Source organism: Methylorubrum aminovorans (genome assembly GCF_022179725.1).
Classification (GTDB): Bacteria; Pseudomonadota; Alphaproteobacteria; order Rhizobiales; family Beijerinckiaceae; genus Methylobacterium; species Methylobacterium aminovorans.
Genome location: NZ_BPRC01000014.1, coordinates 77,808 through 99,397, shown reverse-complemented (window position 1 = coordinate 99,397; position 21,590 = coordinate 77,808). Strand labels below are relative to the sequence as shown.

The window sequence follows — 21,590 nt, the reverse complement described above, 5'->3', positions numbered from 1 at the left end:
CATCCCGAAAGGTGGCTGCCGGCTTTCGGAAAAAGACGATGCAAAAACAAAGATCGAGTTTTCTCGAACGTGAGACCGACCCTGTGACGCACGATTCCGGCTGGCCGCCGCTCATCCTCGCCAACGCCCCCAACGGCGCCACGCGCACCAAGGCCGACCATCCGGCCTTGCCGATCACCCCGGCCGAGATCGCCCGCACCGCGGCCGAGATCGCGGAAGCCGGCGCCGCCCTGATCCACGTCCATGTCCGCGACGGAGAGGGCCGCCACCTCCTCGATGCGGAGGCCTACCGCGCGGTCACCGCCGCGATTCGCGCCGAGGTGGGGAACCGCCTCGTGGTGCAGATCACCTCGGAGGCCGCCGGGCGTTACCAAGCCCCGGAGCAGATGGCGGTGGTGCGCGCGGTGCGCCCCGAGGCGGTGTCGCTGGCGCTGCGCGAGATTGTGCCGGACGCCGCCGCCGAGTCTGCCGCGGCCGAATTCTTCGCCTTCGCCCGGCGCGAACGCATCCTGCTCCAGATCATCCTCTACGAGGCCGCCGAAGTGACCCGCTACGCCGAGCTCAAGAGCCGCGGCGTGCTCGGCGAGGGCGAGGATTTCCCGCTCTTCGTTCTGGGCCGCTACACCCCCGGCCAGGTCTCACGGCCCGCCGACCTGCTGCCCTTCCTCGCCGCGGCCGGGGCGGGGCTGCCGCTCTGGGCGATCTGCGCCTTCGGCCCGCGCGAGAATGCCTGCGCCCTCGTCGCGGCGGGGCTGGGCGGGCATGTGCGCGTCGGCTTCGAGAACAGCCTGCTCGCCCCTGACGGCCGCCCGGCCGAGAGCAACGCCGCCCAGATCCACCGCGCCGCCGAGGGCGCCCACGGACTCGGGCGCCCGCTGGCCGATGCCGACACCGCGCGGGCGATGATGGCCGGGAGCGGCCCTGTTTGATCGAAGCGCAGGTGGCAAAGCACGCTCGGGCCAAGTCTGAAACCGGCTTCCGCTTGATTCCTTCGCTGATGCTCGCGCTGACGTAAGGAGCAGCAGGCCCGAATCCATCGACCGGGAACGGTATGAAGCGGGCCCATCCGTGCCCCTGCCGCCGGACCGACGCTCATCGGACGATGAGGCGTGCCCGATCGCAGGGCCGCTCGGGCACGCTCGAGGCTCCGTCCGGGGCGGTGGGCGGCGTCAGGGGCGCCCCGTTGCCGCGTGCCGGGAGCGCAGACGGAAGCCGAGGATCAGCAGCATGACGCCGAAGGCCACGGCGTAGGCGCCGAGCCACCATGTCAGCACCAGCGCCGACATCCCGGGATTGATCAGGAGCACGATCCCGAACAGCACCGAGACCAAGCCGCCGAGACCGAGCCACCAGCGGCCGTAATCCAGGTGGAGACGGAAGGCTGCCGCGATCATCAATCCACCGGAGAGGATGGCCCAGGCCGCGACGAGGAGCACGAAGGCCCAGACCGCGGCCGCCGGCACGAGGAAGGCCGCAACGCCGACGACAATGTCGAGCAGGCCTTCGAGCAGCAGGAAGCCCCAGCGCTCGTGCTGCCGCGCCGCCCGCACCGCGGCGACGATGCCGAACGCGCCGTCGACCAGCATGTAGGCCGAGAAGAACAGCACCAGCGACAGCACGAACGCGCCCGGCGCCACGAAGGCGATCGCTCCGAACAGGATCGCGAGGAGGCCGCGCAGGGCCACGAGCCACCAATTGCGCGCCAGCACGGCACTCATGGCATCGAGGCGGGCCGGCCCGGTTTGCGGCAGGTCGGATGGGGGCACCACCCCGGATGTCTCGGACGCTCCAGCCATGACATGCTCCTCCGGCGCGATCGGACAAGGTCGGGCATGGCGGCTTTGCGACTAGGCCGAGCGCGAACCTGCCATCGGTTGCGCAACGCAACGTAGAGATGTCTGTTCCCTGTTTCCCGTTGTCGGAGACGGGGCATCGAGCCAATTCGCGGGAGCTCACTTCAGAGCAATCGGATTTCCTGCGGCAGGACCCCGTTTCCCGTCCCTTCTCTGGGTATCGTTTCCGGTGATCCCGTCGTCTTGGCGCGCAAATCTCTCGATGCCGGCCGCATATTCTCGCGCATCAAGGGAGATTCGGGAGCCGGATTCTCTCCGTTTTCCGGATTGCGCGCCCGCGCCGTTTCACCGGACTTCCGAAAATCTCGTGCGGGATCGAAGGGGCTGCCCTGTCCCTGTCCGGTCGGCGTGGCGTCTGCCCCGTGCCCGCCCGAGCGGATCGCCCGTCCTCGGCGGGCACGGCACCGGCCCGCGGCGGTGACTTCGCGGAATCGCCTGGAGATGGCAGAAGCGTCTGGCCGGAGCTTCGGTCCGAGAGGCCTCCTGCGCTTGGCCAAGGTCAGGACGGGGCGGCGGGCCCCCGTGCGAGAGGACGCGACATGACGGTGTCGAACGACGACGAGTTGGCGGGACTGAAGCGGATCGGACGCATCGTGGCCGACACGCTGGCGGTGATGGGGGAGGCGATCGAGCCCGGCATAACCACGCGCGAACTCGATGACGTCGGGCGAGCCTTCCTGGAGGCGGCCGGCGCGCGATCGGCGCCGGAAACGGTCTACGGCTTTCCCGGCGCGACCTGCATCAGCGTCAACGAGGAGATCGCCCACGGCATCCCCGGCGAGCGCCGGATCGCGCCGGGTGACCTTGTCAATATCGACGTCTCGGCGCAGATGCACGGCTACTTCTCCGATACGGGCGCGTCCTTCGCCGTGCCGCCGGTGACGCGCGCGGTCGAGCGGCTGTGCAAGGACGGGCGCCGGGCGATGTGGACGGGCCTGCGGCAGGTCGGGGCCGGCAAGCCGCTCGCGGGCATCGGCCGGGCGGTGGGCAGCTTCGCCCACAAGAACGGCTACACGCTGGTGCGCAACCTCGCGAGCCACGGGGTCGGCCTGTCGCTGCACGAGGAGCCGACCGAGATCGCGACCTGGCCCGACCCGTCCGAGCGGCGGATCATGCGCGAGGGCATGGTGCTGACGGTCGAGCCGTTCCTGTCGCTGGGCGCCGATTTCGCCGAGGACGGCGACGATCCCTGGACGCTCTACAGCCGGCCGCGCGCCCTCACGGTTCAGTACGAGCACACCGTCGTCGCCACCCGCAACGGGCCGATGATCCTCACCATGACGGGACAGTAAGCTGAGCTCAGCCCGCGTTGACCTCGAGCCAGCGCTCGGCGCCGGAGAGGTCGTAGCCATGGCGAGCGCCGTAGGCCGCCACTTCGTCGCGCCGGAGGTGTCCGGCGAGCACTTCGCCGATTACCCAGAGTGTCAGCGAGCGCGTGCCGCTGCGGCAATGGGCGACGACCGGACCCGGCGCCGCCTCGACCGCCGCGTGGAAGCGCTCTACCGCCACGCGGGTGAGGGTGGGGCCGGTCACCGGCAGATCGAGATATCCCAGGCCCGCCGCCTCCGCCGCCACGCGCTCGGCCGCCGCGCCGGGCTGTCCCGGCTCCTCGCCGTCGGGACGGTTGTTGATGAGCAGGCGCACGCCCTCGGCTCCGAGCGCCTCGATCTCGGCGAGGCTCGGCTGATGCGCCACGGTGAGCTTGGAATCGATGGTCGTCCGCTTCATGCCGCTCGCTCCTGCTGCCCCTGGCCGGTGCTGACCCCTCGCGCGCAGGGGTAGCCTGCGCTCCCTGCCGCAACAAGGCGTGGGCCGAGCCGCGGCTGCCTCACATAGGCATCCGACCGGTGAAGGGTCGCCGGCGGAGGTGACGCAGGGCGAGGGCGGGAGCCGCGCGGCCGTTCCGGCCGTTTCCTCCCGCGCCCGGCGGGACCGGGGCGCTGAATGGAGTGACGAAGGTGGTCGGGCGGCGCTCCCATCGTTGGCGCGAAGCGGATCCGGAGACGCACGGGCCGAAGCCGGCGGCCCTGCCGATCTGCCCGCTCTGCGAGCGCCCGATCCCGGCGCATGCGCGGCAGAGCCTGCATCACCTCACGCCGAAGCTGAAGGGCGGCGCCCACGGAGCGACCGTACGGCTGCATCAGATCTGCCACTCGGCGATTCATGCCCGCTACAGCGAGGCCGAGATCGCCCGCAGGCTGGCCGAGGTCGAGGCGCTCCGCGCCGATCCCGAGATCGCCCGCTTCCTCGAATGGGTGCACGGCAAGCCCGAAGACTTCCATGCGCCCACGCGCCTGACCCGCGCGCGCCGCGGCAACGGCGGCCTGCGGCGGAAAGGGTGACAAGGGGCAGGAGGGCGACCGGGCGGCATCGCGGCGCGAGAGCTTGTGTTCGCGAAGGCGGGCGCCGACGAATAAGACCAACAAAAACCAAGTCGATCGCCTGTCGTCGATTGCCCTGCGCTGGGGGCGGGCGGATTGCATCAATGCTTGAGATGCGCCGCGAGAAGCTGATCGATGAGCGCCGTCAGTGCGTCACGCTGCGGGCTTTCTTCACCGCATCGCAAGAACAGGGAGACGCTCTCCCCAGCAGTGTTATGGCCCACATCTCCGCCAGTGCTGCACACAATGGGTTTGCCCTGCGCGTCGAGCGTCAAGAGCCAGCGCTTGCCGTCCGCATCTACATGCAGGTGATGAATCTCTTTCGAATCACGGAACGCAGTGACTGGAACGCCAAGCACATCTGCGAGTTCACGCAGGCGATCTGATTTCGTCATGGAAGCTGGCCAGCCTCAGTCCGGGGAGGGAATGCGCGCATGTCCTTCGCCCTCTTCCGCTCAACGGACACATGATCAGCAAATTGACGCAGGATTTCCCTTTGGGCGCCATCCTAGATTAACGTGCGTAGGGTGTTTGGGCATGCCATATGATACAGGTCGATACTGGCTGGGGTCTCTGCCCGACACCTCAATTGCCTCCCAAGTTGGAGCTTGGGAAACAGACTTGAGAAACGACCGCACTGTCGCCGACGCGATCACGGCCGGGTTGTTCAATCTCGATCCATGGCAGGCCGCGATCGGATTGCCGCTGGCGGATTATGCCGAGGCGATCCTGCCGGCCGACCGGGAGGAGTTCTTCACCAACATCGATCGCGTGAGCGAGCATGGCGGATTGTTCGTCGGCGAGTATCGCGTGTGCTCGGCAGCGAGCGGCGTACGGTGGGTGCTGGCGCGGGGGTACTATGAGCGCGATGACAGTACGGGCGACGTCGTCGGACGCGGCATCGTCGTCAACACCACCGAGAGCAAGCTGAAACGGCCCGTCGGAGACCGCGCCTTCTTCATCCTGCACCGGAATGAGCCGCCGCTCGAGCGCCTCGCAGCCTGCGCGCTCCAGGCCCGGCGCACAATCGATGAGGTGGGCGAACACGAGAAGCCGGCGCTGCGTCCGGCGGTCGATGCCTTGCTGTGGGCGGTCGGGCGTGTACTCGCCAAACGGGGGTGCTTCTAGGCACGGCAACCGGACCGGCGCCTCTCTGGAGAGCCGGCGCGATCCCTACGAGAAATCCGTCGATCGCTTTGGTGAGGCATTAACTGCACGGCGAGATAGCCGGGCGCGGCTCGCGGGCGCTTAACCCATGGGTGCGAGGGTGGGGGCTCGATCCCGTCCGGACGAGGTCCGCCCGCCATGACCGCAGCCTCCACCGCGGCCACTCGCCCCCTTCGCCCGCATCCCAAGGAGGCCGCCCGGCTCGCCTGGGTCGATGTCGCCAAGGGCCTGTGCATCATCCTCGTCGTGATGATGCACTCGACGCTCGGCACCGGCGAGGCGCTCGGCGGCGAGGGCTTCCTGCACGATGTCGTCGAATTTGCCCGGCCGTTCCGGATCCCCGACTTCTTCCTGCTCTCGGGGCTCTTCCTCGGCCGGGTGATCGACCGCGACTGGCGCCTGTTCGCGGACCGTCGGGTGGTCCACTTCGCCTATTTCTACGCGCTCTGGGTGGTGATCCAGTCGCTGTTCAAGGCCGGATCGATCGTCGCGGGGGCAGACGGGCCGGCGGACACGCTCGCCGCGTTCGGCCTGCACCTCGCCGAGGCGCTGGTGGTGCCCTACTCGACGCTTTGGTTCGTCTACCTGCTCGCCGTGTTCTCGGTGGTGACGAAGCTGCTCCATCGCCGGGTGCCGCCGGTCGTGCTCCTCGTCGCCGCGGCCGCGCTGCAGATCCTGCCCACGCACGGCCTGCCCGAACTCCTCGACGAGTTCTGCGAGCGCTACGTCTACTTCCTCGGCGGCTACCTCTTCGCCGAGTGGATCTTCCGCTTCGCCGACCGGGTGCGCGAGCGGGTGGGGCTGGCGCTCGCGGGCCTCGCCCTGTGGGCGGCGCTGGAGGCCGTGTTCGTGTTCACGCCGACGGGGATCGAGAGCATGCCGACGCTCGCGCGCCTGCCGGTGGTGAGCCTCGGGCTCGGCACGGTCGGCGCGCTCGCCATCGTCGCCTTCGCCGCGCTGATGACGCGGGCGGGCGGCCCGGTGACCGCGGCGCTGCGCGCCTGCGGCGAGCGCTCCATCGTGATCTATCTCGGCTTCTTCCTGCCGATGGCGCTCACCCGCACCGTGATCGCCCGGTTCAACGGGGCGCTGCCCGATTTCGCCCTTAATGTCGGTCTCGCGAGCCTCGTCGTCACCGTGGCGGCGGTGACGGTGCCACTCGCCTTCGAGCGGCTGGTGCGCGGCACACGCTTCGACGTCCTGTTCCGGCGCCCGGCCGCCTTCCACATCGCGGCCGCCCCGGCCTCCCCGTCGCGCCTTCGGCCTGGGGCGGTGGCGCCGCGCGAGGCCTGAACTGAGAGGCCGGGCCTCCGGAACCTTCCTGCCCTGCTCGCCGGTTTGTCCCTGTTGGCCGCCCGCCGTTGCGGGCGCGATCGAAGGAGACCGGAGGATGGTGCAGGAAGCGTCCGATGCGGGACACGGGGTGAGCGGCGATCCCGCCCAGGTGGTGCTCGACGCGCCGCGCGACCGCGCCTACTGGGCGCGCCGGTTCGAGGTGTCGGCCGAGCAGGTGCAGGCGGCGGTCGAGGCGGTCGGCTCCGACGCGGCGAGGGTCGCCGCGCATCTCGGCAAGCCCTGGCCCTACGACAAGAGCGGCATCGTCTGACCCATACATCCCGTGGAGATCGCCATCGCGCGAAGGGCCCCGCTCAGGCCTGCGGCGCGTCCGCCTCCTGGCTCGCCGCGAGATGGTCGAGGAGCTGGCGCTCGTAGGCGATCAGCTCGCGCCCGCGCTTGATCGCGCGGTGGTATTGGCTCGCCGAGAGTTCGTCCTGGATCGCGAGGATGTAGGGCGCCATGCTCGGCGATGCCTTCATGATCTCGGTGGCTTGGCGCACGAACAGATCCTCGGCCTCCGGCGGATTGTCGGCGAGGTAGATGAACTGGAGCGTGACGCAGAGGCGCTTGGCGGCGGTGTCGGCCTCGGACTCGGTGAGGATTTCGCTCTCGCGCAGGAACTTGCACTGGTTCTCGATCACGAAGGTCGAGCGCCGGTCGCCGTTGCGGATCAGCGCACCGTTGATGATCAGTCGCTCCTGAGGCTTGAGTTCGATGCGCAGGGCCATGGTGAACAAATCCTTGATAGGTCGAGCCGAAGCAAAGGCGACGAAATTCTTTTAACCATGATCGCAGAGCTTTTCGCTCTGCTTCCTGTTTGGCGGGCGAAAGCCCATGAAGCTGGCAATCGGATTAAGATCTCGGCAAGGCGCAGGGTGGAGGGCCCGAGTGTCGCCAAAAGGGCGGCATCAAGACCCACAAGGATCGCCCCCATGTCTTCCGGCATCACGCTTTCGGCCGTCACCCGTCAGAACCTGCTCTCGCTGCAGGACACCTCATCCCTGACGGCCACCACCCAGAACCGCCTCGCCACCGGCCTCAAGGTTTCCTCCGCCCTCGACAGCCCCGTCAACTTCTTCACCGCGCAGAACCTGTCGAACCGCTCGACCGATCTGGGTGGCCTGCTCGACGGCATCTCGAACGGCGTCCAGGCGATCCAGGCGGCCAACCAGGGCATCACCTCGATCCAGAAGCTGATCGACTCGGCGAAATCCACCGCCAACCAGGCGCTGTCGACGCAGATCACGACGACCGGCACCGCCGCCAGCGACTTCGCCGCCAGCACCACGACATCGACTTCTGTCACCTTCTTCGTCAACGGCGCGAGCAAGACGGCGACCATCGCCACGAACTCGACGATCGACGCAGCCATCACCGCGCTCAACACGCAGGCTGGCTCGACGATGTTCTCCAAGGACACGACCGGCAAGAAGATCGTGCTGAACGCCAGCGCGGCGGTCGAGTTCGCGAGCACGGCAGGGCAGACGGCTCTGGGCTTTGCCGCCGGTACGGGCACGGCCACGGCCGACAAGTACGGCACCGGCAACACGGTCGCGGGCGACAGCGCCAACCTGACCATCTCGGGCGTCGATACCCGCGCCAAGCTTGCTGAGCAGTACAACAGCCTGTTGATCCAGATCACGCAGCTCGCCAAGGATTCGAGCTTCAACGGCATCAATCTGATTAGCAACGGCGACGCTTCGAACAAGCTGCACATCGCCTTCAACGAACGCGACACCGCCAATCTCGAGGTCCAGGGCCAGGATCTGACGGCCGACGGCCTCAAGCTGACCTCGATCACCGGCAACTCGGGTGCGACGGCGGACGGCCAGGGCAACTTCCTGCTCGACACCGACATCAAGGGTACGCTGACCAAGCTGACGGCAGGCTCCGACACCCTGCGCGCGGCAAGTTCGACCTTCGGCTCGAACCTTTCCGTGGTGCAGAACCGGCAGGACTTCACCAAGCGGATCGTCAACATCCTCGATACCGGCGCGGCCAACCTCACCAACGCCGACCTCAACGAGGAGGCGGCGAATTCCCAGGCACTCTCGACGCGTCAGTCGCTCGGAATCTCGGCACTCTCGCTCGCCAACCAGGCGCAGCAGGGCATCCTCCAGCTCCTGCGCTGATCGCAGATCGCCGCAAGACGTACGGGTTCGGGGGCGACCGCACGGAGCGGTCGTCCCTTTTCGTTGTCCGAGCCCTCGTTCACCCGCCCGAGGCGCATCCCCGCCCCGTGGCGTTCGGGCAAGCGCGTCCATAAATCAGCCGCGTTGTGCGCCGCTTGATCGGCGCCGACACGCTGCCCGTCGCGTGCCGGCCGGAATCCTGACACGCTCGATGAACGTCATCCTGATCAAGCTGTTCGCGACCGCGCTAACCCTGTCCCAGGTCACGACGCGGCCGGACGCGGTGCGAACTCAGTTCGACCCCGCCAAGGACGGCCCGGAGGTCGTGGCGATCCTGCGCGACGGCTGCGCCCACATGCGCAAGTCCTTCGATATCGAGGACATCAACCTCGACGAGCTGATCTCCACCGCGATGGAGGATCCGAGCGCGGTGGCAGGCGACAACGCGCCCAAGATCCTGCACGGGCTCGATCTGAACGAGCTGAACACGAGCTACAAGCAGTTCTGCAAGGGCGAGAACCCGGCCAACTCCCCCTTCGAGGCGGGGGCGGTGATCGCCTTCTACAACAACGCCGTGAAGGACCTGCCTTCGGCCGAAGCCCTGCGCGACATCAAGCTCCCCAGCGCCAGCGTGATCCTTGATGGGGCGGGCAAGCCCTTCTCCGAGACCTTCGAGTCCCGCGGCCGGCGCCTCATCGTGCCGATCGGCACGGTGCCGGACCTCGTGCAGAAGGCCTTCGTCTCGGCCGAGGACAAGCGCTTCTACCAGCACCACGGCATCGACGAGCGCGGGGTGATCCGCGCCTTCGTCGGCAACCTCGCCTCGCCGGGGCGCCCGGCCGGCGGCTCGACCATCACGCAGCAGGTGGTCAAGAACCTCTCGGTCGGTGACGACGTCACCTACGAGCGCAAGATCCGCGAGATGATCGTGGCCTCGCGGCTGGAGAAGCTCCAGACCAAGCCGCAGATCCTCGGGCTCTACCTCAACGGGATCTATCTCGGCCGCGGTGCCTACGGCATCGAGATGGCGGCGCGAAGCTGGTTCGGGAAGTCGGTGGGCGCGCTGACGCTCCCCGAGGCCGCCCTGCTCGCCGGCCTGCCGAAGGGGCCGAACTACTACAGCCCCGACAAGTATCCCGAGCGGGCGCGGGAGCGGCGCGCCTACGTCCTCAGCCGGATGAAGGAAGAGGGCACGATCACCGAGGCGCAGATGAATGCGGCGATGGTCTCCGACCTCGGTATCAAGCCGCCGGACGCCGCGCGCCAGGATTCCGGCTTCTACCTCGTCGATCAGGTGGCCCGCGAGGCGCGCAGCTTCGCCGGGCTCGAGTCGCTCACCAGCGCGAGCTTCACCGTGCGCGCCACGGTGAATGCCGGCCTGCAGAGTGCGCTGGAGGGCGCGCTGCAGGAAGGGCTCGCCACCTACGAGCGCGGCACCGGCCGCGCCCGCTACGAGGGACCGGAGCTGAACCTCGCCGAGGCGGTCAAGCGCATCGAGGCCGCCGCGCCGGCGCCGGAGCCCGCCACCGAGCCCCCGCCCGCGCCGAAGGGAACGAAGGGCGCCAAGGCGGCCGCGAAGGCGCTGGCCAAGCCCGTGGTCCAGCCTGCTTGGCAGCGCGCGCTCGTCTCCGCTCGGCCGCCGCTCTACGACGTGCGCTGGCCCCTCGCAGTGGTGCTCCAGACTGGCAAAAACGGTACACGGGTTGGCCTTCCCGACGGCCGGGTCGCGAGTCTCGAGGCCGGTCCCGCGCGGGGAAAACTCCAGCTCTACGACGCCGTGCGGGTGCGCCTGCGCGAGGGCAAGGGCAGCCTGCGCGCCGACCTGCGGGTGCGCCCCACCGTCCAGGGCGCCGCCATCGTCCTGGAGAACCGCACGGGCAGGATCCTGGCGATGAGCGGGGGCTTCTCCTACCCCCTGAGCCAGCTCAACCGGGTGACGCAGACCGTGCGCCAGCCGGGCTCGACCCTGAAGCCGCTGACCTATCTCGCCGCGCTGAATGCGGGCCTCCAGCCCAACACCCTGGTAATGGATTCTGCCGTGACCCTGCCGCCCATCGGCGGGATCGGCGATTCTTGGTCGCCCAAGAACTACGACGGCGGCGGCTCCGGCGCGACGACGATCCGGCGCGGTCTCGAGTTCTCGAAGAACCTCGTCACCGCCCGCCTGCTCCAGGGCGGCATTGCGCCGAAGGCGCCCGACAGCCTGCAACGGGTCTGCGACATCGCGCTGGAGGCCCAGCTCTACGCCGAGTGCGAGCGCTACTACCCCTTCGTGCTCGGCGCGCAGCCGGTGCGGATGATCGATCTGGCGAGCTTCTACGCGGCCATCGCCAATGAGGGCGCGCGCCCGAGCGCCTACGCGCTGGAATCGGTCGAGCGCGACGGCAAGCCGGTCTACAGCCATCCCGACAAGCCGCCGGTGCGGATCGGCTCGGCCGACCGGGTCGCGTTCTACCAGCTCAAGACCATGCTCCAGGGCGTGACCCGTCACGGCACCGCCGCGGCGCTCTCCGGCATCTCGCAATACGTCGCCGGCAAGACCGGCACCTCGGAGAACGAGAACGACGCGTGGTTCGCCGGCTTCTCGAACGAGATCACCGTGGTGGTCTGGGCCGGCTACGACAACGCCGATGGCGTGCGCCGCACGCTCGGTCGCGGCCAGACCGGCGGCCACGTCTCGGTGCCGATTGCGCGGGCCATTTTCCAGGCGGCCTGGGCCAACGGTGTGCCGCGCACCCCGCTGGCGCCGCCCTCTCCGGAGGCGAAGGCCTTGATTGCCGACCTGCCGATCGAGCCGCGGAGCGGCCAGCGCGTCGCAGGCGGCGGCTTCATCGAGCATTTCCGCCTGAAAGGGGGCCAAGTCGCCGACACGCAATACGCGCTGGTCCCTCGCGACACGCTCTACGCCATGCGCCCGGACGCGGAGGACGGCGATTACGGCAATGCCGAGGACGGGGCGGATGTCGCGGGCGATCTCTTCGGCAATCTGCCGGGCGGGCGCCGGACCACCGAAGACCCGTTCGCGCAGCGCCGCAGCGCCGAGACGGACGACCCCTGGGGCCTGCGCCGCGATCGGCGGGAGGAGCCGCAGGCCTGGCCCGGCCGCGACCGTTACGGACAGGTCAACCCGGTGCCGTTCGGCTCGCCCTTCGACGATGACGGCGACAGCCGCGCCCGCCAGCGCCGCCGCGATCCCGACTACCTGTTCGGCGACGACCCCGGCTACTGAGGCCGCCCTCTTCGCCGCCTTCTCCTCATCGACTGCTCCGAGGTCCGCTTTGCCCAGGCTTTTTCCGGCCGCCCTCCTCGTCGCGCTCGCCCTGGCCGTGCCGGCCCGGGCGCAGGACGCGGCGAAGGATCTCCCCAAAGATCCCCCCAAAGACCTGCCCAAGCCCGCAGCCCTGGTCTCCGACCGAGTCAAGGACGTGCCGGCCCTGGCGCCCGGCGACGCCGCGAGCCTCAAGCCCGGCACGGTCCTGTTCAGCGATCGCCGCGAGGCCGCCTCGACCAACCCGGAGAGCGGACTGATCGCCTTCGATGCGTGGCGGAAGAGCCGTCCGCAGGAGGCCGCGGCGCTGAGCCCCTGGCCCGGCTATGCCGAGCCCGAATACACTCAGACGGTGAACGGCGTCGCCAAGCAGCGCCACGAGACCCTGAAGGTCTACGTCGCCGAAGGGCGCTTCGTCGTGGCCAAGCCGCCCTCGGCCATCGATCTCTCGGCTTTCGCCAATCTCGACTTCCTGGCCAGAATGGACCCGGTGATCCGCCACAAGCGGCTCGAACCGGCGGAGGTGACGCCGACCAAGGACCCGGCGGCCGCTTTCGCCAAGCGCCCCGACCGGCCCTGGTGTGGGGCGGGCGGCGTCTGCATCGAGTCGCGCTACGATCTCGAAGGCAAGCTGCCGCTCGGCGTGAAGCTCGCCAACAAGCTCGAACTCGGCTCCTCCAAGAAGGTCGCGGAATTCGTCTCGTTCCAGAGCGAGTTGAGGGTGCTGCCGCCGGCCGAGGCGGCGGGCCTCGCCGCGCTCACCAAGATCGACACGCCGGTGGCCGGCGGGCTCGAACAGACGATCTTCTGGGTCAACCAGATCCTGCGCTTCGGCAAATTCCTGGCGGTGATGCAGCCGGCTCCCGACGACCCGAACCGGACCGTGGTGACGACCTACATGGCGCTCGCCATCAAGGCCGACGTGCTGGAGCGCAAGCAGGAATATGCCCGCGTGCCGGTGCTGAAGAACCTGCTGCCGGTGCAGGTTCTGATGGGCAATTCCTCGTTTAACACCGGCACCTCGATCAGCGCCGGCGTGCCGACCTACGCCCGCAACCGCATCGTCGCCTTCGCCGACGCCTTGGCGAAGCGGTGACCCAGGCCAAGCGACCCGGGTTCGGGCCACCCACGTTCGGCGGTGTCATCCATTCCTTACAAAACCGTGCGCAATGATACCGCTGTCGCCGCGGGGCTACAGACAGCGGCTGGTATATTGGATAAAGTCATCCGACTCGTTCCTGAGACCGCGAGTTACCTCAGCCGGCGCGCCCCATAGGCGCGCCGCTTTTTGTTGGGCTACTGCCTCAGGGGCTTCCCGGACCCCTGGCGAGGCCGGCGAGGGTGAACAGGTCCACCGAGAGCTTGGCGCCGACGACGAGGGTGTCGGGGATGTTCTTCGGGTAGTACGGGAAACGGGTCTGATCCGGGTTGACGATGTATTGCAGGTTCGGCGTCAGCCGGATCGCGGGCGTGACCTGAATCCCGCAATTCAGCTCCATCATGATCTGCTGCTTCGGGATGGTGCGGAACAGGCCGAGCGAGGCCTGCGCCGCCGCGATGTTGCCGAGCGCCAGCGGGCTGAAGGCCTGCGTGTTGATGACGAAGCCGACCGTGTCGTAGGGCCGACCGGCGAAGGTGCCGGTCTGCAGCGCTCCGATCTCCAGGAAGTAGTCCTCGATTAGGCGACCGCCGGTGCCGGCCATGGCGACGCCGAACAGGGTCAGCCCCCCGATGCCGTTCGGATCGGGGCGCCAGACCATTTGGTCGAAGCGGGCATAGATCCCTGAGCGGCCGAAGCGCGTCGCGGGGGGCAGCCCCGTCAGCACGGCCTGCCCGCCCGCCCCGTCGCGCACCGGATCGGCGTAATCCGAGCGGTCGACCCAGCCGCCGATGCCGTAATTGCGGGGCAGTGCGTCGTTGGCGAACGTCGTCGCGTAGCCGAGTTCGAACGGGATGATCGCGCCGGTCGCGCCCTTGGTCGAGAAGTCGAGGCCGTTATCGCCGGGCTGCTGGTGCAGCGGGTTCACCTCGTAGGCGCCGATATGGAAGAACACCCTGTCGGTCAGCCACGCCTTGGCATGCCCGCCCCAGCTCGCCACCGGCCAGAAGGTGAAATTCGAGGTCTTGAACACGAAGGTCGGGTTGCCGCAGGCGGAGTTCGTCTGAAAGTTGCAGTAGATCGGCGAGTTCAGGAAGTTGATGTTCGCCACCAAGCGCCCGACCTCGATGTCGAGCCGGTTGTCGAACAGCTTCTGCTGATAGGAGAGCAGGGTCAGCCGCGTGGTCTGGCCGCCGCCGAAGATCTCCTGCACGCTCGTGTTGTTGCCGATGACGTCGTTGGCGAGGCTGCGGCCGTGGCGGTTGGTGACCGCGACGTGGAACGAGCCGCCCTCGATCCCGGCCAGCCGCTGCAGGTCGGCATCGATGCCGAAGAAGAGCTGACCGGCCCAGGCCGCGCCCTGGCGGATTCCGCCGACGGGGTTGGTCGCGCCCTGTCCGGTATAGTTGAGCAGGAACGAGAGACCGTTGCCGAGGTCGAACGTGCCCGGCGGCAGGGTGGGAGGCGTGGCGCTCTGGCCGAGCACGTCGGCGGCGGCGGCGGCGCTGCCGTCGTCACCGAAGGTTCGAAGGGGCGGGGGGCGGCGGGCGACCCGGCGCAGAGCCGGGCGGCGGATCGTGGCCGGCACGCCGATCCGGGATCCGGCGAGACCGGGGGGCGTGGGCGGCTCCTGCGCCTCGGCCCGCATCGCTCCGCCCGCCAGTGCCGTGCAGAGGCCGAGCGCCATCCATGCTGCCTTTCCAGCCTTCATCTCGTTCCCCCTCGACGTCCTCGCGGTCGGGCTGCCCGGACGCGATCAGAATTTTACCAGAAGTTGTATTGATGCCCGCAGAGCGCGACGAGGCTCACCCGCGAGGCTTCGTGTTCGCGTGCCGGCGCCGGAGGCTCCGGCGCCCGCCGCCCGGTCAGGCCGCGCGCTTCTTGAGAAGTCCGACCAGCAGGCCCGTCACCAGCGTGCCGGCGGCAAGCGCGATCAGGGCGCCCGTCACGTTGGTCACGGCGTTCGGGATCGGCAGCACGAACAGGCCGCCATGGGGCACCTTGAGGGTCACGCCCGAGGTGAGGGCTATGGCACCCGCGATGGCGGAGCCGGCCACCATGGAAGGGATCACCCGCAGCGGGTCGGCGGCGGCAAACGGGATCGCGCCTTCGGTGATGAAGGCGGCGCCGAGCACAGCCGCCGCACCCCCGGCCTCGCGCTCCGGCGCAGTGAAGCGCGACGGGAACAGCCGGGTGGCGAGCGCGATCCCGAGCGGGGGCGTCATGCCGCCGAGCATCACCGCGGCCATCGGTGCATCGACACCCGACGAGAGCAGCGCGGCGGAAGAGGCGTAGGCCGCCTTGTTGATCGGCCCGCCCATATCGACGGCCATCATCCCGCCGAGCACGAGGCCGAGCAGCAGGGCGCTCGCCCCCTGCATGCCCTTGAGCCACTCGGTGAGCGCGGCGAGCACGGCGGCCACCGGCATGCCGACGACGTAGACCATCAAGAGGCCGGTGATCATGGTGGCGAGAAGCGGCAGGATCAGGACGGGCTTCAGGCCCTCCAGATTCTTGTGCAGGCGGATGTGCTTATTGAGAAAACGCGTGGTGTAGCCGGCGATGAAGCCCGCCGCGATACCGCCGAGGAATCCCGCCTGGAGGTTGGCGGCGAGCATGCCGCCGATCATGCCCGGCGCGATGCCGGGCCGGTCGGAAATGGAATAGGCGATGTACCCGGCGAGCGCCGGGACGATCAGGGCGAAGGCCGCCTTGGCGCCGATTTCGCCGAGCGCGTAGCCCAGCGTGCCGGCATTCTCCGGCTTCATCGCGTCGATGCCACCGACCGCGAAGGCCAGCGCGATCAAGAGGCCGCCCGCCACCACGAAGGGCAGCATGAAGGAGACGCCGGTCATCAGGTGCTTGTAGGCACCCGCCTTCGTCTCGGCCGCCGCCGGGCGGGCAGGGCCGTCGGCCTGCGCTTGGCCTCCGTCTGCCGCCTGCATCTTCGCCTCGGCGAGTGCGGTCGCAATCAGGCCCTTGCCGTCGCGGATCGCCGCCTTGGTGGTGGTGGCGTAGACCCGCTTGCCGGCAAAGCGCGCGCGGTCGACGCCGGTATCAGCGGCGATGAGCACGATGTCGGCCGCCGCAATCTCGGCCGCGGTCAGCGCGTCGCGGGCGCCGACCGACCCTTGCGTCTCGACGCGAACGTCATGGCCGAGCGCCTGGGCCGCGGCCTGGATGCCCTCGGCCGCCATGAAGGTATGGGCGATGCCGGTGGGACAGGACGTGATCGCCACGATTTTTTTCGGAGTCGCCGCAGCGGTTGCTGCGGGGGAGGGGGGCTCCGCACCGACGCTCAGGCGGTCGAACACCGCGTTGACGTCGGTGAGCACGTCCCCGATCGCCGCCCGCGCCCGGTGCAGCTCGCCGAATCGGCCCTCGCCGAGATCGCCCTCGCCGACGAGCAGAACGGTTTTCGCCCCCGCGATGGCCGCATCGGGCAGCGGATTGCTGCTCGCGCCCTTGCCGCGGATTTCGAGGGCGATCGGGGTGTTGCGCCGCCCGGCCGCCTTGCGCAGGGCCTCGGCGGCGAGGACGGCGTGGGTGGAGAGGTCTCCGCCTCCCACCACGGCCAGAAGCTGTGCCATGGGTTTCCTCCTCGAATTGCTGCCTGGTCGTTGGCCGCCCGTCACGCTCAGCCGAGCGGCTCGACCCGGATCTCGCCCGCGATCGCCTCAACCTCGGCCCGTCCCGGCAGATTCGCTCCCGTGCGGCTGAGCTTGCCCGCCGCAAAAGCCAGCGCCCGGCGGGCGAGGTCGGGCAGGGGCAGCCCGTCGTGCAGCCCGGCGACGAGGCCGGCGACGAGGGCGTCGCCGGCACCCACCGTGCTGGCCACCCGCGTCGGCGGCGGCAGCGCTCGGAAAGCGCCCTCGGACGAGACGAACAGCGCGCCCTCCGCGCCCAGCGAGACGCAGACCAGGGTGAGGCCGCCGCGCTGAAGCGTTCGCGCGGCGTCGAGCACGTCGGGAATCGCGGGAAGCGGACGCCCGGCCCATTCCTCCAGTTCGTGCCGGTTCGGCTTGATCGCGTCGGGCAGGCTGTCCCGCCCCGCCGCCAGGGTCGCGGCGAGTGCCGGCCCGGAGGCGTCGAGGACGACGCGGACGCCGCGCCGCTTCAGTTCGGCGGTGAGGCGGGCATAGGTGTCGGCGGGGGCCGAGCGCGGCAGGCTGCCGGCGAGCACCGCGAGGCTACCGGGGCCGGTCAGGTCGGCGAGAACCGCCCGCACCGCCTCGATCGTCGAGGGGCCGATGTCGAGACCCGGCAGGTTGATGTCGGTGGTCTCGCCGCTGCCGGCATCGAGCAGCTTGAGGTTGGTGCGCGTCTCGCCGGGGATCCAGACGAAGCGATCGTCGATGCCCTTGGCTGCGAGAAGCTGCGCGAAGGGCGCGGCGTTGTCCTGGCCGAGCACGCCGGTAACGGCCACCGACAGACCCCAATCGGCGAGGCAACAGGCGACGTTGACGCCCTTGCCGCCGGCATCCGACCAGACGGAACGGGCCCGATGGACGCTGCCGGGGGTCAGTGCGTCGAGGGTGACGGTCTGGTCGATCGCCGGGTTGAGGGTGAGGGTGACGAGGCGCATCGCTCAGGCTCCCGCGGCCATGGTATCGAGGGCGCGCACGGCGGCCGCGTCCTCCTCGGCGCAGGCCTGTGCCGCCAACGCCTTGAGTTCGGCCATGTCGCAGGCCCGCAGGCGCGCCTTCACGCCGGGCAGGTCGCGGGGCGTCATCGAGAGTTCGTGGACGCCGAGACCCGCGAGCAGGCTGGCCCCGAACGGATCGCCCGCGATGCCGCCGCAGACGCCGACGAAGCGCCCGTGCCGGGCCGCGCCCTCGCAGGTCAGGCGGATGAGGCGCAGCACCGCCGGGTGGAGCGAGTCGGCCTCCGGTGCCAGCTCGGTGTTCTGGCGGTCGATGGCCAGCGTGTACTGGGTGAGGTCATTGGTGCCGATCGAGAAGAAGTCGCAATGCCGGGCGAGCACGTCCGCCTGGATCGCGGCGGCCGGCACCTCGATCATGATGCCGAGCGGCACCTCCGGCGCGCCGATCTCCGCCCGGATGCCCTCGCAGATCGCGCGCAGCCGCAGCACCTCGGGCACCGAGGTGATCATCGGCATCATGATCGAGAGCGGCGCGTCCTTGCCCCTCCGTGCATCGGCCGGCACGTGGTCCTTGGCGGCCCGATAGAGGGCGCGCAGTTGCGGCTCCATCAGGTCGGGCCGGCGCAGGAGCAGGCGGGCGCCGCGCACGCCGAGGAAGGGGTTCTCCTCTTTCGGCAGATGGAGATGGGCGACCTGCTTGTCGCCGCCGATATCGAGGGTGCGCACGATGAGCGGACGGCCGGTCAGCGCCTTCAGCATGGCCGAATAGGTCGCGTACTGGTCGTCCTCGGACGGGGTGTCGCCGCGCTCCAGGAACAGGAACTCGGTGCGCATCAAGCCGACGCCCTCCGCGCCCTGATCGAGGGCCAGCGGCACCTGCTCCGGGTTGTTGATGTTGGCGCCGATGGCGATGCGGTGGCCGTCGCGGGTCTCGGCGGGCCTCGCCCGCTCTCGCGTCTCGACCTCGGCCTGCTCGCGCTGGCGCGTCTGCCACGCTCCCGCCGAGGCGATATCGGCCTCGCTGGGGTCGAGGTAGAGCCGGCCGGTCGTGCCGTCGAGGATCGCTGTTGTGCGGTTGGCGAGCGCCAGCAGGCCGGGCCCGCCTGCGACCGCGGCCGGGATGCCCAGTGTGCGGGCCAGGATCGCGGTGTGCGAGGTCGGCCCACCCTGAGCCGTGGCCAGCCCGATCACGCGGGTGGGGTCGAGCCCCGCCGTGTCGGAAGGGGCAAGATCGGGGGCGATCAGGATGCAAGGCACGTCCGGCAGGTCGTGACCGCTCTTCAGCGCCGGGTCGATCTGCGCCAGAACCCGGCGGCCGACATCGCGCAGGTCGGCGGCGCGTCCGGCGAGAACCGGGTTGCCGAGCGCCGAAAGCTGGCCCGCCATCCGCTCCACCGCGGCGTTCCAGGCAAACGCCACGCCGTGGCCCTCGACCATGAGCTGGCAGGCCAGCGTGATGAGGTCGGTGTCGGAGATCAACTCGGCCTGTGCGGTGAAAATGCCGGCATCGGCCTTGCCGAGACGCCGCTCGGTGTCGTCGGCGAGCGCCTTGAGCTGGCCGCTCGTCGTCGCGAGCGCCCGGTGCAGCCGGTCGGCGCCGGAGGTCAGCGGCTCGGGCTCGTCGGGCACCGCGACCTCGGCCGCCGCCAGAACGTGGATGGGGCCGATGGCGAGGCCGGGGCTGGCGCCGATGCCGGCCAGCACCCGTGGGCCGTCGGCAGGGTTCCAGCCCGCCACCGGCCCGGCCGCCTTGGCCGCGGCCTCCGCCGCGCGTTGGGCGGCGGCCTTCTCGCCGGCACTCAAGGATGTCACCGCGGCGCAGATCTTGGCCAGCGCGCCGGCCTCGTCGTCGCCCTCGGCCGAGATCGTCACCTCGTCGCCGCAGCGCAGGCCCAGTTGCAGCAGGGCGATCAGGTTCTTGGCATCGGCCACCCCATCGCCGTGGCGCACCTGGATGCGGGCGGGGAGCGCCCGGGCGGTCTCGACCCAGTGCGCGGCGGGGCGCGCGTGCAGCCCGCTCGGGTAATCGACGGTCCAGTCGAAGCGCTGGCGCAGGTCGGTGACGGGGCCGGCGGCGGCCGGCGCGGCGGCGTCTTCGGTGAGCGCCGCGGCGATGTCCGCCTCGCTTCCGGTGGTGCGGAGCTGTTCGAGCCGGGCCTCGTCCTGGATCAGGCGGGTGAGGCGGCGCAGCACCGTGATGTGCGTGTCCGACTGTGCGGCGATGGCGACCACGAGATGGGCGGTCTGGCCGTCGTGCCATTCGATGCCGCCGGGGATCTGCAGGACGGCGAGCCCGCTCTCGCGCACCAGATGCCGGTCGTCGACCATACCGTGCGGGATCACGACGCCGTGGCCGAGATAGGTGTTCGCCACGCCCTCGCGGCGCAGCATGCTCTCGCCGTAGGCCCCGTCGATGCAGCCGGCGGCGGTGAGCAGCCCGGCGGCCTCGCGGATCGCGGCCTCCTTGCTCGCCGGGTCGGCGCCGAGGCGGACCATCAGCCGCGGTCCGGTGCGTTGGGGCGAAAAGGTCGGCGTCAGCGCGAGCATGGCGTGCTCTCCTCACGGGGACTCCCGGACGTCTTCGCCGGGCTCGTCGGTCTTCGGCGTCGCAGCCTGACCTGTTGTTCTTTATGAAAACGTTTTCACAACATGTGTCAAGCAGCCTCCTGCATCAAAGTGCAGGTGCTGCGCTTGTCACTCCTCATCGCGAGTGGCAGAACTGTTTCATGTCGATGAAAACGTTTCCTGACCGATGAGCGTGGGAATCCGCGATGTGGCCCGGCTGGCGGGCGTCTCGACGGCGACGGTGTCGCGAGCGCTCGGCCGCGGCCCGGTGAGCGATGCCGTGCGCGAGCAGGTCGAGGCGGCGGTGCGCGCCACCGGCTACCGGCCGAACCTGTCGGCCCGGCGCCTGCGCTCGAAGGCGGCGCAGACCATCGGCCTGATCGTGGCCGACATCCGCAACCCGTTCTTCACGGCGGTGAGCCGGGCGGTGGAGGATGCTGCCTACGCCGCCGGGATGCGGGTGATCCTGTGCAACACCGACGAGGATCCCGCCCGCGAGGCGATGTATCTGCGGCTGATGGAGGAGGAGCGCGTCACCGGCGTGATCTTCGCGCCGACCAAGGTGACGGCGGACGCGTTGAAGGCCGACAGCCTGTCCTTCCCCACCGTGTTCATCGACCGCTCGGGGCTGCCCGGCAGCCATGACAGCGTGGTGCTCGACAACGCGGAGGCCGCCTCGGCGCTGGTCGATCACCTCGTGGCGCAGGGCTTCAAACGCATCGGCGGCCTGTTCGGCTCGACGAGTTCGACGGCGCGGGAGCGGCAGGCGGGCTACGCGGCGGCGATGCTCCGCTACGACCTCGCGCCGCTCGCCCGCTCCGTGGCGCCGAACGCGACCGCGGCGGAAGCGGAGGCCGCGCGCTGGCTGTCACAGCCCGACAGGCCCGAGGCGCTGATCCTCTCGAACGGCCTGATGCTGATGGGCGCGGTGCGCGCGGCGCGCACCCTCGGGCTCGGCGTCCCGAAGGATCTCGCGCTCGCGGGCTTCGACAACGAGCCCTGGACCGATCTGATCGAGCCCGGCCTCACCGTGATCGAGCAGCCGGTGGCCGAGATCGGCACCCAGGCGATGCGCCTCCTGTTCGAGCGCATCGAGCATCCGGGCCAGCCGGTGCGCAAGGTGACGCTCAGCGGGCGAGCGGTGCTGCGGGGCTCGACGCGGCGCGGGTGAGGGGCGCTCACGC

At 69.7% G+C, this 21,590-nt stretch carries 18 protein-coding genes; 11 read left to right on the top strand and 7 right to left on the bottom strand.

Going from position 1 to position 21,590, the window contains the following annotated elements:
- Positions 1 to 38: 38 nt before the first annotated feature.
- On the top strand, positions 39 to 929 hold the full coding sequence (locus MFF24_RS18380) for a beta-keto acid cleavage family enzyme (RefSeq protein ID WP_238226223.1): 891 nt from the start codon (positions 39 to 41) through the stop codon (positions 927 to 929).
- A 240-nt stretch (positions 930 to 1,169) separates the two neighbouring features.
- Here MFF24_RS18380 and MFF24_RS18375 read toward each other — a convergent pair whose 3' ends face one another.
- The gene (locus tag MFF24_RS18375; protein WP_108939117.1) at positions 1,170 to 1,796 is read right to left on the bottom strand and encodes an HdeD family acid-resistance protein; all 627 of its coding nucleotides are present in this window, start codon (positions 1,794 to 1,796) and stop codon (positions 1,170 to 1,172) included.
- Positions 1,797 to 2,392: 596 nt separating this feature from the next.
- On the opposite strand from MFF24_RS18375, the gene map reads away from it, so the two are divergent.
- Positions 2,393 to 3,145 carry a type I methionyl aminopeptidase gene (map, locus tag MFF24_RS18370; RefSeq protein WP_238226221.1) on the top strand — a complete coding sequence of 251 codons (753 nt, stop codon included), beginning with the start codon at positions 2,393 to 2,395 and terminating at the stop codon, positions 3,143 to 3,145.
- Positions 3,146 to 3,152: 7 nt separating this feature from the next.
- Here the strand turns inward: map and MFF24_RS18365 are convergent, their stop codons facing one another.
- Positions 3,153 to 3,581: a protein tyrosine phosphatase family protein gene (locus MFF24_RS18365; RefSeq protein ID WP_238226218.1), complete on the bottom strand. Its 429-nt coding sequence runs from the start codon at positions 3,579 to 3,581 to the stop codon at positions 3,153 to 3,155.
- Positions 3,582 to 3,811: 230 nt separating this feature from the next.
- Here MFF24_RS18365 and MFF24_RS18360 point away from each other — a divergent pair, with 230 nt between their 5' ends.
- The 5 genes from MFF24_RS18360 to MFF24_RS18340 all read left to right on the top strand — a co-directional run bounded on the left by MFF24_RS18360 (position 3,812) and on the right by MFF24_RS18340 (position 7,007).
- Positions 3,812 to 4,195: a restriction endonuclease gene (locus MFF24_RS18360; protein ID WP_238226251.1), complete on the top strand. Its 384-nt coding sequence runs from the start codon at positions 3,812 to 3,814 to the stop codon at positions 4,193 to 4,195.
- Between the two features lie 143 nt (positions 4,196 to 4,338).
- The gene (locus MFF24_RS18355) at positions 4,339 to 4,620 is read left to right on the top strand and encodes a hypothetical protein (protein WP_238226216.1); all 282 of its coding nucleotides are present in this window, start codon (positions 4,339 to 4,341) and stop codon (positions 4,618 to 4,620) included.
- 277 nt (positions 4,621 to 4,897) lie between these two features.
- Positions 4,898 to 5,362, top strand: a complete 465-nt coding sequence (locus MFF24_RS18350) for a PAS domain-containing protein (protein ID WP_238226214.1) — start codon at positions 4,898 to 4,900, stop codon at positions 5,360 to 5,362.
- 177 nt (positions 5,363 to 5,539) lie between these two features.
- The gene (locus MFF24_RS18345; RefSeq protein ID WP_238226212.1) at positions 5,540 to 6,694 is read left to right on the top strand and encodes an acyltransferase family protein; all 1,155 of its coding nucleotides are present in this window, start codon (positions 5,540 to 5,542) and stop codon (positions 6,692 to 6,694) included.
- A gap of 97 nt (positions 6,695 to 6,791) precedes the next feature.
- The gene (locus MFF24_RS18340) at positions 6,792 to 7,007 is read left to right on the top strand and encodes a DUF3606 domain-containing protein (RefSeq protein ID WP_133090155.1); all 216 of its coding nucleotides are present in this window, start codon (positions 6,792 to 6,794) and stop codon (positions 7,005 to 7,007) included.
- A gap of 43 nt (positions 7,008 to 7,050) precedes the next feature.
- Here MFF24_RS18340 and MFF24_RS18335 read toward each other — a convergent pair whose 3' ends face one another.
- Complete coding sequence (locus tag MFF24_RS18335; RefSeq protein WP_238226210.1) at positions 7,051 to 7,467, bottom strand: flagellar biosynthesis repressor FlbT; 417 nt, start codon at positions 7,465 to 7,467, stop codon at positions 7,051 to 7,053.
- Between the two features lie 204 nt (positions 7,468 to 7,671).
- Here MFF24_RS18335 and MFF24_RS18330 point away from each other — a divergent pair, with 204 nt between their 5' ends.
- From MFF24_RS18330 to MFF24_RS18320, 3 genes are all read left to right on the top strand, one after another.
- Positions 7,672 to 8,871, top strand: a complete 1,200-nt coding sequence (locus MFF24_RS18330; protein ID WP_238226208.1) for a flagellin N-terminal helical domain-containing protein — start codon at positions 7,672 to 7,674, stop codon at positions 8,869 to 8,871.
- Between the two features lie 211 nt (positions 8,872 to 9,082).
- A complete protein-coding gene (locus MFF24_RS18325) occupies positions 9,083 to 12,100 on the top strand; it encodes a penicillin-binding protein 1A (protein ID WP_238226206.1) in 3,018 nt (1,005 codons plus the stop codon).
- 49 nt (positions 12,101 to 12,149) lie between these two features.
- Positions 12,150 to 13,235: a hypothetical protein gene (locus tag MFF24_RS18320; protein WP_238226204.1), complete on the top strand. Its 1,086-nt coding sequence runs from the start codon at positions 12,150 to 12,152 to the stop codon at positions 13,233 to 13,235.
- Between the two features lie 208 nt (positions 13,236 to 13,443).
- Here the strand turns inward: MFF24_RS18320 and MFF24_RS18315 are convergent, their stop codons facing one another.
- The 4 genes from MFF24_RS18315 to ptsP form a co-directional block, all read right to left on the bottom strand.
- The gene (locus MFF24_RS18315; RefSeq protein WP_238226202.1) at positions 13,444 to 14,949 is read right to left on the bottom strand and encodes a carbohydrate porin; all 1,506 of its coding nucleotides are present in this window, start codon (positions 14,947 to 14,949) and stop codon (positions 13,444 to 13,446) included.
- Positions 14,950 to 15,103: 154 nt separating this feature from the next.
- Positions 15,104 to 16,828, bottom strand: coding sequence for a fructose-specific PTS transporter subunit EIIC (locus tag MFF24_RS18310; RefSeq protein WP_238226200.1), 1,725 nt, complete (start codon positions 16,826 to 16,828; stop codon positions 15,104 to 15,106).
- A 47-nt stretch (positions 16,829 to 16,875) separates the two neighbouring features.
- Positions 16,876 to 17,823, bottom strand: a complete 948-nt coding sequence (gene pfkB, locus MFF24_RS18305) for a 1-phosphofructokinase (protein WP_238226198.1) — start codon at positions 17,821 to 17,823, stop codon at positions 16,876 to 16,878.
- Between the two features lie 3 nt (positions 17,824 to 17,826).
- On the bottom strand, positions 17,827 to 20,388 hold the full coding sequence (gene ptsP / locus MFF24_RS18300) for a phosphoenolpyruvate--protein phosphotransferase (RefSeq protein WP_238226196.1): 2,562 nt from the start codon (positions 20,386 to 20,388) through the stop codon (positions 17,827 to 17,829).
- A gap of 205 nt (positions 20,389 to 20,593) precedes the next feature.
- Here ptsP and MFF24_RS18295 point away from each other — a divergent pair, with 205 nt between their 5' ends.
- Positions 20,594 to 21,577 carry a LacI family DNA-binding transcriptional regulator gene (locus MFF24_RS18295; protein WP_108939104.1) on the top strand — a complete coding sequence of 328 codons (984 nt, stop codon included), beginning with the start codon at positions 20,594 to 20,596 and terminating at the stop codon, positions 21,575 to 21,577.
- Positions 21,578 to 21,590: the final 13 nt, after the last annotated feature.

What these genes read in the sequence shown, in the direction of transcription:
- map (WP_238226221.1), top strand. Translation starts at nt 2,393, where the DNA reads ATGACGGTGTCGAACGACGACGAGTTGGCGGGACTGAAGCGGATCGGA.
- MFF24_RS18365 (WP_238226218.1), bottom strand. Translation starts at nt 3,581, where the DNA reads ATGAAGCGGACGACCATCGATTCCAAGCTCACCGTGGCGCATCAGCCG.
- MFF24_RS18375 (WP_108939117.1), bottom strand. Translation starts at nt 1,796, where the DNA reads ATGGCTGGAGCGTCCGAGACATCCGGGGTGGTGCCCCCATCCGACCTG.
- MFF24_RS18380 (WP_238226223.1), top strand. Translation starts at nt 39, where the DNA reads ATGCAAAAACAAAGATCGAGTTTTCTCGAACGTGAGACCGACCCTGTG.
- MFF24_RS18345 (WP_238226212.1), top strand. Translation starts at nt 5,540, where the DNA reads ATGACCGCAGCCTCCACCGCGGCCACTCGCCCCCTTCGCCCGCATCCC.
- MFF24_RS18310 (WP_238226200.1), bottom strand. Translation starts at nt 16,828, where the DNA reads ATGGCACAGCTTCTGGCCGTGGTGGGAGGCGGAGACCTCTCCACCCAC.
- MFF24_RS18335 (WP_238226210.1), bottom strand. Translation starts at nt 7,467, where the DNA reads ATGGCCCTGCGCATCGAACTCAAGCCTCAGGAGCGACTGATCATCAAC.
- MFF24_RS18330 (WP_238226208.1), top strand. Translation starts at nt 7,672, where the DNA reads ATGTCTTCCGGCATCACGCTTTCGGCCGTCACCCGTCAGAACCTGCTC.
- MFF24_RS18315 (WP_238226202.1), bottom strand. Translation starts at nt 14,949, where the DNA reads ATGAAGGCTGGAAAGGCAGCATGGATGGCGCTCGGCCTCTGCACGGCA.
- ptsP (WP_238226196.1), bottom strand. Translation starts at nt 20,388, where the DNA reads ATGCTCGCGCTGACGCCGACCTTTTCGCCCCAACGCACCGGACCGCGG.
- MFF24_RS18340 (WP_133090155.1), top strand. Translation starts at nt 6,792, where the DNA reads ATGGTGCAGGAAGCGTCCGATGCGGGACACGGGGTGAGCGGCGATCCC.
- MFF24_RS18295 (WP_108939104.1), top strand. Translation starts at nt 20,594, where the DNA reads ATGAGCGTGGGAATCCGCGATGTGGCCCGGCTGGCGGGCGTCTCGACG.
- MFF24_RS18325 (WP_238226206.1), top strand. Translation starts at nt 9,083, where the DNA reads ATGAACGTCATCCTGATCAAGCTGTTCGCGACCGCGCTAACCCTGTCC.
- MFF24_RS18355 (WP_238226216.1), top strand. Translation starts at nt 4,339, where the DNA reads ATGCTTGAGATGCGCCGCGAGAAGCTGATCGATGAGCGCCGTCAGTGC.
- pfkB (WP_238226198.1), bottom strand. Translation starts at nt 17,823, where the DNA reads ATGCGCCTCGTCACCCTCACCCTCAACCCGGCGATCGACCAGACCGTC.